Source organism: Flavitalea antarctica, assembly GCF_054461535.1.
Window position 1 is genome coordinate 1 of record NZ_JBTLQG010000017.1, and the last position, 14,046, is coordinate 14,046.

Below are 14,046 nucleotides of genomic sequence, written 5' to 3' on the forward strand. Positions count from 1 at the left end.
ATCCAGGTCAATGAAACTAAACCTGAGTTTGAAGGAGAGTTTACGGTGGTACTTTTTTCTCTGTTAAAACCCCTGAAAAAGTCTCCCGAAGCCCTTGGAAACGAATTAGGCAACAGGCTTTTGTCCGCCTATCCACAGCTGTTTTCGCGGTTCAACCTGATAAAAGGATTTCTCAATCTTTCCATTTCCGATAATTACTGGGTTGATTTTCTTACCAGCTCATATAATGATCCTTCATATGGCCGTATGCCCGCGAATGGTCAAAAAGTGATGGTTGAATATTCCTCTCCCAACACAAACAAACCGCTACATCTCGGGCACCTTCGGAACAATTTCCTGGGCTGGAGTATTGCCGAGATCTTTAAGGCTAATGGATTTGAGGTCATCAAAACGGCAATCGTCAATGACCGGGGCATACATATCTGTAAATCTATGCTGGCCTGGCAGAAGTTTGGGAATGGCGCGAGCCCGGAGGGAACCGGCATCAAGGGTGATCATCTTGTAGGCGATTATTACGTGATGTTCGAAAACGAGTTGAAACAACAGACAGCCCCGGTACTCGCCAACATTATGCAGCAGAATTTTGCCGGATTTCCTGAGGAAGATGTGGCGAAGTTAAAAACACTTGTTACAAGGCTCGATGATCCCCGGACCGATGAGGCTAAAAAGGCAGATATCCATGACGAGATCCGGGAAATTGCCCGCAACAATACCCCGATCATGAAAGAAGTCCGGGATATGCTGGTGCGATGGGAAGAGGGGGACCCTGAAACCCTGGCACTCTGGAATATTATGAACAAATGGGTGTACGATGGGTTTTCGGTCACCTATAAAAGAATCGGGAGTGATTTCGACAAGATTTATTATGAAAGCAACACTTATCTCCTCGGAAAGGACCTGGTTGACCAGGGGCTTCAAAACGGAGTATTTTATCAAAAAGAAGATGGAAGCGTGTGGATAGACCTGACCGCAGATGGTCTTGATCAAAAGATTGTCCGCCGGCGTGACGGAACTTCTGTTTATATCACGCAGGATATTGGTCTCGCGGTACACAAATACAAGGAATACAAAGCCGATCAAAGTATCTATGTGGTTGGCGATGAACAGAATTATCATTTCAAGGTGCTTAAACTCATTTGTCAGAAGCTTGGATTGCCTTCGGCTGACGGAATATATCACCTGAGCTACGGCATGGTTGAGTTACCCACCGGCAAAATGAAAAGCCGTGAAGGAACAGTGGTTGACGCTGATGACCTGCTGGATGAGATGATCAGGATCGCGAAGGAAAAAACAGAAGAGCTGGGAAAGACCGCTGATTTCGACGAGACAGAGCTTGAGGCACTTTATGACACCATCGGCATTGGGGCTTTGAAATTCTTTCTGCTCAGGGTGGATCCCAAAAAGAAAATGGTCTTCAACCCCGAAGAGTCAATCGAGTTCCATGGTTTTACCGGACCTTTTATTCAGTTTAGTTATGCCCGGACAAAATCTATTCTGCGCAAAGAAATGCCAACCGGAAATTTTGCTTCGAAGGAGTTGCTGCCTCTTGAGAAATCACTGATCGTTGAATTTGAGAAATACCCTTCCGTCCTGCAGGAAGCCCGGATAGAAATGAATCCTTCGGCATTGGCCACATATGTTTTCCGGCTGTCGCAGACCCTGAACAGTTTTGTAACCGTTCATAAAGTGCTGACAGCAGAAACACCGGAGAAAAAGGAGCTCAGGCTACAACTTGCCCAGATGACCGCGAATATCATTCAATCCGCATTGGCCATCCTTGGGATCCGAGCACCAGAGAGAATGTAATACAATTACATTTTTTTCTCAGTCTTCAGTGATTTCAGTGAAGGATCCATAGCGATCGCCCTGTCACAAAGTTGGGTGCCCTTGGCGGTTTCACCGGCCTTCTGGTAAGCCATTCCTATCATATAAAGGGGGCGTGCGTTTGTTTTATCAATGGTGAGCACCTGGTCCCAGTAGTCAATCGCCTCTTTGTATTTACCGTTCCGGTAATAGGCATCGGCAATATTATAGATCAGTTCCTGGTCGGATGGCTTTTTAACAAGTACCTCTTTATAGTAAGAGAGGCCTTTTTCAAAGTTGCCGGCATTCATATGAGCATTACCGAGATTCTCGAGGTAATCATTTGAACGCGGGTGACCTTTTTCGCCAGCCTTTTCAAACCAGAAAATTGCTTTTTTATCATCAGGAACCGCATAATATGTGAGACCGGCTTCATACATCCAGCCGGCACGACTTGAATCAATAGCCAATGCCTGTTCGAAACAACCTGCGGCTCTTTTATAATTGCTCATTTCAATAAAACATCTGCCAGCGATGTAGGGAACTTCGGCACGTTTTGGATCTTCCTTAAATGCTTTCTCGCAGTATTTTAATGCCTCACCATAATTCTCCTGCTCGTATAGGCTTTTGGCAATAATGAAACTTACCGGCTTTTCAGATTTCAGCTGTTGTAATTTCTGGGCGTATTTGACGGCGTCCGGCCACTGTCTCAGGCTAAGGGATAATTCAGCCAGCTGAGAAATCACATCCTGGTTATCCGGGGCAGCAAGGTCGGCTTTTATTAATTGAGCCTTCGCTTCACCATAACGGTTTTGAGAAAGATATGAAGATGCAAGTGCGGTCAGGATGTTCGCCTGGTTCGACTTAAACTGGTCTGCCTTTAAGAAACACTTTTCAGCCTCGCGAAATTTACGCTCGGCCTGGAGTTCGGTGCCTTTCTGGAAATAGTATGCGGAACTGTCGGAAGACTGACTTGTTGCCGTAATGCCTGCGGATGAAATCGCAATGATTAGTAAAAGATTTTTATACATAGGATGGACAGGTAAAAAATGGTGAACAGATACATTGTAAAACGCAAAATCAATCTTCACATTGTGCTCCAATCCGACACTTTATTCACACCTGCCCTTGTACAAAAACACTGCCATTTGCTGGCCATTAATAATCATTTATTTCAATACAATTACGCCTAACGGTGGTAAATGAAGATTTAATTCATATTTCTTTTCTTTTTCATCTACCAACCTGCACGTTATAGCCGGATTGAACACATCACCTGTTCCCCAATACTTTTTAGAATCACTGTTGAAAATTTCCTCCCAGGCGGGTTTATCATTCGCATAAAGTTTCCAGTTATGCCTGGGTTCGGGCTTAAGATTAAGAACAACCAGCAGATCATCTTTGGGCTTTTTGCCCTTTCTTCTATACGCAATCACACACTCCGCCCTATGGTTCAGATCGATCCACTCAAACCCATAAATATTAAACTGGTTCTCATATAATGCCGGCTGGCTGCGAAGCAACAGGTTCAGGTCACGAACGCAATCCTTCAGTAAACGGTGACTGTCATACTGCAGCAGCTCCCATTGCAATTCAGACTTATGGTTCCATTCACTGGTGGCTCCAAATTCATCACCCATAAATATCAGCTTACCTCCGGGATGCGTGATCATGTAACTATACATCGCACGCAGGTTTGCAAACTTTTGCCAGTCGTCGCCGGGCATTTTATACAACATGGGTGACTTTCCATGAACTACCTCATCGTGGCTTAGGGGCAACATAAAATTTTCATCATAATAATACATCATGCTGAAAGCAAACTTATCCTGGTAATGTTCCCGGTGATACGGATCCATCTTAAAATAATTCAGCGTGTCATGCATCCAGCCCATCATCCACTTCATCCCGAATCCAAGGCCGCCGGCAAATGTAGGTTTGGAAACGCCGGGCCAGTCAGTTGCTTCTTCGGCTATCGTCTGGATATCGGGGAAGTCCCTGTACAGGGTTTCATTCAGGTCCTTGATAAAGGCAATAGCTTCCAGGTTGCCGTCACCGCCCTGTTCATTGGGCTCCCACTGTCCGTGCGTTCTTGAATAATTCAATTTCAGCATCGAGCTCACCGCATCAACCCTTAACCCGTCTGCGTGAAATTTCTCCATCCAGAAACGGGCGTTGCTGATCAGGAATGACTTGACTTCTCCCCTTCTGTAATTAAATATGTAGCTGTTCCAGTCCGGATGGAATCCTTTCCGCATGTCAGCATATTCATAGGTGTGATTGCCATCGAACATGAACAGTCCATGGGAGTCGTATGGAAAGTGCGAAGGAACCCAATCGAGAATAATTCCGATACCCGCCTGGTGAAGTTCATCAACCAGGCGCATAAAATCCTGCGGTGATCCAAACCTCGAGGTAGGCGCAAAATAACCTGCTCCCTGGTAACCCCAGCTGCCATCATATGGATGTTCCATAACGGGCATAAATTCAACATGGGTAAAACCCATCTCTGAAAGATATGGAACCAGGTGTTCGCGGATTACATCATATGTATTGTACGATTCTTCATCAAACTTGTTTGGCCGCATCCAGCTTGCAAGGTGAATTTCATACACACTCCACGGAGCAGCCAGGGCATTGTGTTTTCCCCTTTTCTCCATCCATTCCTCGTCCTGCCAGTCATAATCCAGGTTCCAGGTGATGGAGGCAGTCAGTGGCCGCTTCTCCCAGAAATTCGCATAAGGATCACCTTTATCCATCTTGCGGCCTTCAAAGCCATGAATATGATATTTATATGACTCGCCTTTGGGAACATCCGGAATAAACCCTTCCCAGATTCCCGATTTATCGAGCCTTACAAATAATGGATGTGAAGTTGTGTCCCAGTCGTTGAAGTTCCCGATTACCGAGATATACGTTGCGTTCGGGGCCCAGACCGCAAAATAATATCCTTCCCTGTTCAAAACGGTCTGCTGATGCGATCCGAGTATCTCATATAACCGATAGTGGGTTCCGTTCTGAAAATTGGTAATATCCTCCTCAGAAAGCATCGAATAGTTCCAGACCGGTTTTGTACTGTCTACAAAATGTATGTCTTCATATTTTATCATCGTCACGTCAGCGGGTTTAGATTTTTTTGATGAAGATTTTTTATCGTTTTGGCGCTTTTCTGATTTTTGTTCCGGCTTTGCTTTCCCTTGCTCGTGATCGTCCCGGGAAGACTTGTCGGATTTCATTTCGCCTTTCTGTTTTTTTTTATCGGTTTTTTTCGCCAAATCTTTATCCTGGCCTTTTTCAGATTTCCTTTCTTCTTTTTTAGATGATTTATTCACTGAATAGCTTTCGTTTAATTGTAAGAAGTTTAATTACCTGTAAAGGCTGACACTTTGTGTAGCCGGGCTGCGGATTTAATGGTTTCGAGAACTATTTAAATGGGTTTACTACTTAAATGCGTTTAATACTTGAATCCATTTAATACTTGAATCCGTTTAATACTACTTGAGTGCGTTTAATACTACCTGAATGCGTTTAATACTACTTGAATGAAGGTGTCGCGCCTGGCTATTTTCGGGTGGTCTCTGGTAAAAACTTCTCTCGCCTTGCCGCTTATAAAGTTATCGTTATCATTTGGATTATGGATATCCGAATTTGAGAATTCAGGGCCTTAATTACGCTGTCTGCGGAAACACTTCATTCCTGCGAGCCGGGCACTTCATGACAAGAAGAAAATACCAAAGTTGTTTTATGGATTTTATAAAAATATGAGTCATAGCAAGCCATTTGTGTAAAAGTGTAAATTTTCATGCCGTTTAACTTTAATTTAAAGTTTTTACAACGATTAGTATTAAAAAATAAAAGATATTGGGAGGCAATCGTGAGCGCAGAATTATTTGGACAGGAATTGCCGCTTTTAAATTGCTAAACCTTATTAATGAAAAAACTAGCTGCGGGGATCCTGTTCCTCCTTGCGTCCTTACAATTTTGTATTGCCCAGTCGGCCTCAATCAAGGGTACCGTAACCGATACCAGTGAAAAGAAAAACCTCTCCAATGCCGTTGTGGCCCTTCTCAGGAAATCAGATTCTGTTTTAGTAAAGTTCACCCGTACTGACAAGGATGGGAACTTCAGTCTGCTCCGCTTACCCGAGGGTAAGTTTTTCATGCTGGTGACGCATCCGAACTACGCGGATTACTTTGACAATGCGGATGTGGACGGGAAGTCGGAGATAACGAAAATAACAGTCCCCATGATCACCAAGGCCCAGTTGCTTGAAGAGGTCATAGTGAAACAGTCGCTCGGGGCGATCCGGATGAAAAAGGATACTACGGAATTTATTGCTGACAGTTTTAAACTTGCTCCAAATGCTACTGTGGAGGACCTGCTTCGAAGACTTCCGGGATTCCAGGTTGACAAAGATGGTAAAATCACCGCCCAGGGAGAGTCAGTGCCCAAAGTACTGGTTGACGGGGAAGAGTTTTTCGGTAATGATCCTACTGTTGCGATTCAGAATATCCGGGCAGATAATGTGGAGCGCGTTCAGCTTTATGATAAAAAAAGCGACCAGGCCGCTTTTTCGGGTATTGATGATGGTGAACGCACCAAAACGGTGAATCTAAAGCTTAAGGAGAACAAAAAGAATGGCTATTTCGGTAAGGCCAGCGTTGGCGGAGGCTTACCTAACAGGTTTCAGAATGAAGCGATGATAAACGCCTTTAAGGGCAAAAGAAAAATAGCCGCATTTGGCACGATGGCCAATACAGGTAAAACGGGTCTTAACTGGCAGGATAATAATAATTACAGCAGTGGCGCGGAAATGATCGAGATGGATGACGGGATGGGATTTTACATGTCGAACAGTGATGATTTTGGGGGCGGCGGCTCTTATTATGGTGAAGGCTTACCTACTGGATGGAGTGCAGGTCTGCATTATTCTAACAAGTATAATGAAGGCAAAAACTCGCTGAACGGAAGTTACCGTTTCAATAAATTAAATACTATTGGCAACGGGCGGACAACCTCGCAATTCATCCTACCCGATACCCTGTATTACCGCGCGGAATTAACCAACAACAGGCAATCCCGGTTAAGAAACCTGGTCAACGGGATTTACGAGGCGCAGCTTGATTCCTTTACCACTATTAAGATTACCGCTAATGGATCAATCGGCAAAACCGAACAGTTCAATTATAGCCTTTCAGAATCGCAGAGCGAAAATTTTCAGAAAGTAAACCAGAGCGAAAGGATCAGCCTGAATAATAGCGATAATCAATCTTTAACTACCACCGCCTTACTGAGAAAACGGTTCAAGAAGCCCGGTCGTACGATGTCATTGAACTTCAATCAGACCTATAATAACCGGGAAGCAGATGGATTTCTCCTGTCGGACAACCGGTACTTCAATGAGGATAATTCATTAAGATCCCGTGATTCAATCAACCAGAAAAAAGAAAATAACAACAATGCCCTTACCCTTGCCGGTAAGGTTGTTTTTACCGAGGCTATCACCAAGACCTTTTTTGTAGAAGCGAATTACAGCCTGGCTTCCAGCGACAGCAGAACGGAACGGATCACTCTTGGAAACGTCAACGGCAAATATGAAGACTACGTAGATTCACTGAGTACCGATTATGAGTTTGATGTGCTGACAAACCGCGGAGGATTGAGCTTCCGGGTAAATAAAAAGAAATACAATTTTTCTTTGGGTTCTGATATCTCAAACTCTAACTTTCATCAGAAAGATCTCTTACAGGACACCAGCCTGACCTATAATTATGTAAATCTTTTTCCAAGGGCCAACTTTCAGTATATAATGGGGCCACAGCGCCGGCTGACGTTTAACTATAATGGTAATACCAGGCAACCTACCATCGACCAGTTACAGCCACTTCGTGACAATAGTGATCCACTTAACGTCTATCGCGGTAACCCGAATCTGAAACAGGAATTCAGAAACCAGGTCAGGCTCAGTTTCAGCGATTATAAAGTATTGACAAGCCGGAACATTTATGCCAGCCTCAATTTGAATGTAATTGACAATGCCATTGGTACTGCCGAACAATTTGACTACACGCTTGGCAAAAGGATTTATGCGCCGGTGAATGTTGACGGTAATTATAATTTCAACGGGTACATGGGTTATGGCTGGAAGATCAAAAAGCTTGATCTTAATGTCAACTTTAATTTAGATGGAAGTACAGGCAAAAACAACACTATTGTAAACGGCGAAAAAAACGTGAACACTAACAGCAGGTATGGTATTGGCATGAACCTGTATTATTTCAAGCAAAAGAAAGTCAACCTTGGACTTTGGAGTTCTGTTAACCGCAATATCTCGGAATCCAGTATCAGGCCCGAGGTGGCAACGAAATACTGGGCCGCTAATATCAACCCTAATGCAACCGTTTATCTGCCCAAAAAGTTCGAGATTGGTACAGATGGCAGTATTGACCTCAGGGAAAGGACCGACTTATTTACGAGGAACCTGAATGTGGTAAAATGGAATGCCTGGGCAGCCAAAAAGTTCTTCAAGGAGGAATCGTTGATCCTGCGTTTTGAAGTAAGGGATATTCTTGACCAGAATATCGGGTTCCAGAGAAATATTTCGAGCACCAACATCACTGAAAGAACTTATGATACTCTGAGAAGGTTCTGGTTACTTTCTCTCACTTACAACTTTAATAAAAATGGAAAAGCACCTGCCAATCCATGGGATTAAAAAATGAACTCATGAAAAAGATCGTTGTAATATTTCTTATACTGTCAGCCGGCCTTAACACCTACGCCCAGAAATTTATTTCCAGCGGAAAAATTGAGTTTGAACGTAAAGTCAATCTTCATAAGCTTTATGATTATGAGGGAACGTATGGAGACTATGTGAAGAAAAATGCCCCTCAATTCCTTACCTCCTATTTTGACCTGGTGTTCCGGGAGGACAAATCTGTCTATAAGCCTGGGCGCGAAGTAACCGATCTGAAAGCCAACAACTGGAAGAATTTTCCAGGGTCCGAAAACACAGTCTACAATGATTATAATAATGCAATTTTTACAAGCTCAAAACAGGTTTTTGAACAGTTGTTCCTGGTCCAGGACTCACTTCCAAAAATGAACTGGAAAATCACGAAGGAAACAAGAAAAATTGCAGGCTTCCTTTGCCGGCGTGCGGAAACAATCATTATGGATTCAGTCTATATCGTTGCATTTTATACTGAAGAAATCCTTGCCACCGGGGGACCTGAGTCATTCAATGGTTTACCTGGAATGATACTGGGGGTCGGGATCCCACGTATGCACGTAACGCTTTTTGCGACCAAACTGGAATTGATGGAAGTTAAGGACAGCGACCTTAAACAACCGGCGAAAGGAAAGAAAACGAATGTCGCAAATCTGAAAACTACCCTTCAGTCAAGCATGAAAGACTGGGGTAAACAAGCAAACAAGAATATCTGGTTCCTGACGATATAGAAGGTCTTGGTCCGGTTCTAATCATAGAATCTATATCTTGTCCATGCTATGTAGCCCCCCGATCATTGTAAAACCAATACCTGCACAGTTTTCGGAGGAGCTATTATCATATTTTTTATATCAAGGAGGTTACCGGAGATTACATCCTTTCCATTCGTGAAACTGCCTGTTCTTTCAATGAACCGTTTTCCGTTAACGGGCATTTCCCGGTCGTTAGTGTTCATAATGCACATCACAGTCTGCTCCGCATCATACCTGAAATAAACATACACCCCATCTTCGGGCACATACTGCATGGTTTTCCCGCTCTTAAGTGCGGAAGAAGATTTTCGGAAAACCGCAATTGATTTCGTGTAGTTGAATATTTCGTTCTCTGTCGCGGTGCGGCCTTCCGCAACAAATTTATTTTGCTGATCTCCCTGCCAGCCACCCGGAAAATCAAGACGCACAAGCCCGTCAGGATTGGCATAGTTCTTCATCAGGACCTCTGTTCCATAATATAACTGCGGTATTCCACGGAATGTCAACAGCCACGCTATACCCATTTTAAGTTTTGCAAGATCCTCCCCTACCACTGAGTAAAATCTGCTTACATCATGATTGTCAAGAAAGATCACATTGTTCAACGGGTTCGTGTATACAAAATCGTTAGCCATTGTCTGGTATAACCGGTTCACTCCTTCCGTCCATCCGAAAGCCTGGGTTGTTGAGGGAATGATGCCATATAGGTTAAGCTGAAAATCGGTGACCCCGGGCAGATTGCTTTTGAAAGGAATATCAAATTTATTCCTGGTAAAATATGCCTGGTTCACTACTCCATGAACCCAGGTTTCACCAAACAGGTGCAGTCGTGGAAATTCATCAAGCAATGCTTTGTTGCATCGGTTCATGAAGTCAAGATCGTTATAGGCATAGGTGTCGATTCTCCAGCCATCCAGCCCGTATTCTTCTGTTGACCAGATCGCATGCTGGATAAGGAAATTGGCAACAAACGGGTTTTTCTGATTGAGATCGGGCATGGAAGGAACAAACCAACCGTCACTCATCTTTTTCCTGTCAGTATCTGACGAATAAGGATCCATCAGCACCTGGTCCTTGTAAGTGGTGTTTGTATAGTCTGGCCACCAGTGAAACCATGAGCTGTCAGGTAATGAGCGGAAGAGATGATGTTCCCTACCCACATGATTGTACACAGCATCCTGGATGATCTTCATTCCTTTTGTGTGAATAGCATTCACCAGTTCATGATAGGCGCTGTTTCCGCCCAGTCTTTTATCAACCTGGTAATGGTCCGTAAATGCATATCCGTGCTCTGACCTTTCGGGCATATCATTTTCAAGCACCGGGTTAAGCCATACTGCCGTTACTCCAAGCTCCTGAAGGTAATCCAGGTGATTCTGGACACCTTTCAGATCACCCCCATGCCGATGAAAGATTTCGCTACGGTTCAAAGTCTGATCCCTGTACCCCGGAATCCTGTCATTCGTTGGGTCACCATTACTAAAGCGGTCAGGCATGATGAGATACATGAAATCTGACGAGGTTATACCCTGTATCCTGGTGCGGCCGTTCTGCGGATTTTTTGTTTTTAACTGGTAGTTGATCGTATAACGGGAACCAGCAACCGTATTTCCTATTGATATCTTGCAGACTCCTGCCCGGGCGGCGGCTCCGATGTTCAGGTCCAGCGCAAGGTAATCCGGGTTAGTGAACTTTTTAGTTGAAACAACACTGATGCCCGGATAGCTGATGGTAACCTTTGGGGTTCCGGCGGAGACATTCCGTGCGTGGATAATAAGCTGGAGTTTTGTATTTTTCATTCCTACCCACCAATGGGTAGGATAAGTTTTAACCGTATCCTGGGCGATTGCGGCACAGGTAAAAACGACAGCAATGCATACAAATAAAAACCTCATAGCGTTGTTGTTTCCTGTTTAATCCGGATGGCCCCGGGATCGTATACATATATAACACTCGCGGCAGCACAAAGGAGGAAAATGCCTGATAATGTTAAAGCATAAACAGGCTGATTTCCGTAAATGTATTTCACCATCGGCCCGCCGATGATACCATTAAGTATCTGCGGAATCGTAATAAAAAAATTGAAGATACCCATGTAAATTCCCATTTTACCAGCAGGTATGGAGCTGGCAAGAATTACGTAAGGCATCGCGAGGATACTGGCCCAGGCTATCCCGACACAAGCCATCGAGAATATGAGGAACTCTTTATTCGGGGCAAAATAAAATGATATCAGACCGAGTCCTCCAATCACCAGGGAGATCGCATGTGTGTTTTTCCGGCCAGTCTTCTTTGCTATATAGGGGAGCAGTAATGCATACCCGGTTGAGACCATATTATAGACGCCAAAGATCACACCGGTCCAGACCTGGGCTTCCCGGTACTCAGGGGAGCTCTTATCATCTATAGGCAGTCCGAAAATATGTGTTGCTATTGAATCTGTAGTAAACACCCACATACCAAACAGCGCAAACCATGAAAAGAACTGGACCAGCCCAAGCTGCTTCATGGTCCTGGGCATGTTTCTGAAATCGGTAAAGATGTTCGATAAGCCTTTGTGATGGTCTTCATTTTTGCCATGATAGCTTTCATACTCTGAAGGAGGATATTCCCTGGTTTTGATTACTGTCCATAAAATGCTGGCGATAAAGACGGCTGACCCGATATAAAAAGAGAACTTAACATTGTCTGCTACTACTCCTTCCGGAGCTTCATTGGAAATATCGAACCAGTTTGTGAGTATCCAGGGAAGAAAAGAACCCGCAACCGCACCGAGCCCGATCAAAGAAGTCTGAATAGAAAACCCAAGGGTGGTTTGTGAATCAGGCAGGTTATCAGCGACCAATGCCCTGAATGGTTCCATGGCGAGATTGAAGCAGGCATCCATGATCATCAGGAAACCGGCCCCGATAATCACAAGCGGTGCAATTGAACCAAGTATACCTGCGTTTGGCATCAGTGCCAGGGCGCTGGCTGATAAGATCGCCCCAGCAAGAAAATATGGTTTTCTTCTTCCGAGCCTGTTCCAGGTGCGGTCGCTATAATGACCAACAATCGGCTGCACGATAAGCCCAACCAATGGTGCAGCCAGCCAGAACCACGACAAATGCTCCACATCCGCCCCATAATTTCTTAAGATACCACTCGCATTTGAAGTTTGTAATGCAAAGCCGAACTGGATTCCAAGGAAACCAAAGCTCATATTGAAGATCTGCCAGAAATTCAGTTTTGGTTTAGCTTTAAGCGCCGGTGCAGCGGAAACGGCGGCCGGAGAGGCAGATGGGGTCAACGCCATAACAATCGTTTAATGTACGTGTATGAAATACATGTTTTATAAAAGTATATAAAAAAAGCCAGTCTGATTTCCAATAGTTGAAGCTTTACTTCTACGCTTATTGAAAAACAGGCTGGCTGATTATTATCTGCTGGCTAAAATTGCGTCTTAGTTGATCAGATCACAAAACCATTAGGAATAATTGCTCCTTTTTTTACCACGATTACGCCATCCTTGACTGTATAAAGACTGTGATCAGCACTTTCAAGATGCGGCCCGCCGTTGATGCGAACGTCATTGCCTATCCGGCAATTTTTATCAATAATGGCATTGCGGATATAACAACGCTCACCTATACCGAGTTTTGGTAGTCCTTTCTCCTGTGAGTAAGCCATATCTTCGATCGTTTCGTAATAATCCGTACCCATGATATAACTGCTTACTATAGTGGTACCGAGACCAATGCGGCTGCGGATTCCGATTACGCTGTTTTCTACCCTGCTGGCCTGGATGATACAACCTTCTGCAATGATCGTTTTTTCAAGTGTTGTACCGCTGATCTTTGCCGGAGGCAACATCCTCGCCCGGGTGTATACTGCATTTGAATTATCAAAAAGATTGAATGGTGGAACATCCTGTGTGAGCGCCAGGTTAGCCTCGAAGAATGAATAAATATTTCCGATGTCTGTCCAGTAGCCACCGTACTGGTAACTAACCACTTTGTATTTATCAATGGACGAAGGAATGATCTCCTTTCCAAAATCTGCTGAATCCTTATGTGTTTCAGTCAGCAATTCGTACAACAACTTGCGGTTGAAGATGTAAATACCCATGGACGCGAGATAGTTTCTGCCCTGGGCCTTCATTTCATCGCCGGTGTCACTAACCCAGTCAGGAAGGAGCTCCCGCTTTGGTTTTTCTATAAATGAAGTGATGAAATTGTCGTCGTCTGATTTCAGGATACCAAATTCAGGGGCGTCCCTGTCACCGACGGGTATCGTTGCAACGGTAATGTCTGCGCCAAGATCCTGGTGGTTCTGCAACATTTCATGGAAGTCCATCTGGTAAAGCTGATCACCGGAAAGGATCAGGATGTATTCAAAATCGTGCTGATTCAGGTGCCGGAGCGATTGGCGCACGGCATCTGCCGTACCCTGGAACCATGATGGATTGTCAGGAGTTTGTTCTGCAGCGAGAATATCCACAAAGGCACTGCTGAAAACGCTGAAATGATAAGTATTTTTGATGTGTTTATTAAGCGATGCCGAATTGAACTGTGTCAGCACAAACATCCGCGTTATGCCTGAGTTGATACAATTTGAGATCGGGATGTCTACGAGGCGGTATTTACCGGCGATCGGAACCGCTGGTTTTGAACGGCTGGCTGTGAGCGGATACAATCTTGTACCTGCCCCACCTCCTAAAATAATAGCAAGCGTTTTCTGTGTCATAACTTTCGTTTTTATAGTAACCCCCTGTAGTAAATA

8 protein-coding genes are annotated in these 14,046 nt (G+C 44.3%); 3 read left to right on the forward strand and 5 right to left on the reverse strand.

Features of this window, described 5'->3' with window-relative positions; all coding sequences use genetic code 11:
* A partial coding sequence (gene argS / locus ACX0G7_RS15610; protein WP_458924433.1) for an arginine--tRNA ligase occupies positions 1-1,806 on the forward strand: 1,806 nt, incomplete at its 5' end.
* A gap of 5 nt (positions 1,807-1,811) precedes the next feature.
* Here the strand turns inward: argS and ACX0G7_RS15615 are convergent.
* Entirely contained in the window at positions 1,812-2,834 is a 1,023-nt protein-coding gene (locus ACX0G7_RS15615) for a tetratricopeptide repeat protein (protein WP_458924434.1), read from the reverse strand.
* Between the two features lie 138 nt (positions 2,835-2,972).
* Complete coding sequence (glgB, locus tag ACX0G7_RS15620; RefSeq protein WP_458924435.1) at positions 2,973-5,135, reverse strand: 1,4-alpha-glucan branching protein GlgB; 2,163 nt, start codon at positions 5,133-5,135, stop codon at positions 2,973-2,975.
* A 599-nt stretch (positions 5,136-5,734) separates the two neighbouring features.
* Between glgB and ACX0G7_RS15625 the strand changes: the two genes are divergently transcribed.
* Both ACX0G7_RS15625 and ACX0G7_RS15630 read left to right on the forward strand, forming a co-directional pair.
* Positions 5,735-8,518, forward strand: a complete 2,784-nt coding sequence (locus ACX0G7_RS15625) for an outer membrane beta-barrel protein (protein ID WP_458924436.1) — start codon at positions 5,735-5,737, stop codon at positions 8,516-8,518.
* Between the two features lie 11 nt (positions 8,519-8,529).
* Positions 8,530-9,264, forward strand: a complete 735-nt coding sequence (locus ACX0G7_RS15630) for a GLPGLI family protein (RefSeq protein ID WP_458924437.1) — start codon at positions 8,530-8,532, stop codon at positions 9,262-9,264.
* A 62-nt stretch (positions 9,265-9,326) separates the two neighbouring features.
* Here the strand turns inward: ACX0G7_RS15630 and ACX0G7_RS15635 are convergent, their stop codons facing one another.
* The 3 genes from ACX0G7_RS15635 to ACX0G7_RS15645 form a co-directional block, all read right to left on the reverse strand.
* Positions 9,327-11,180, reverse strand: coding sequence for a glycoside hydrolase family 13 protein (locus ACX0G7_RS15635; RefSeq protein ID WP_458924438.1), 1,854 nt, complete (start codon positions 11,178-11,180; stop codon positions 9,327-9,329).
* Complete coding sequence (locus tag ACX0G7_RS15640; protein WP_458924439.1) at positions 11,177-12,580, reverse strand: MFS transporter; 1,404 nt, start codon at positions 12,578-12,580, stop codon at positions 11,177-11,179. The genes ACX0G7_RS15635 and ACX0G7_RS15640 overlap by 4 nt, the downstream gene beginning before the upstream one ends.
* Positions 12,581-12,735: 155 nt before the next feature.
* Positions 12,736-14,010: a glucose-1-phosphate adenylyltransferase gene (locus ACX0G7_RS15645; protein ID WP_458924440.1), complete on the reverse strand. Its 1,275-nt coding sequence runs from the start codon at positions 14,008-14,010 to the stop codon at positions 12,736-12,738.
* Positions 14,011-14,046: the final 36 nt, after the last annotated feature.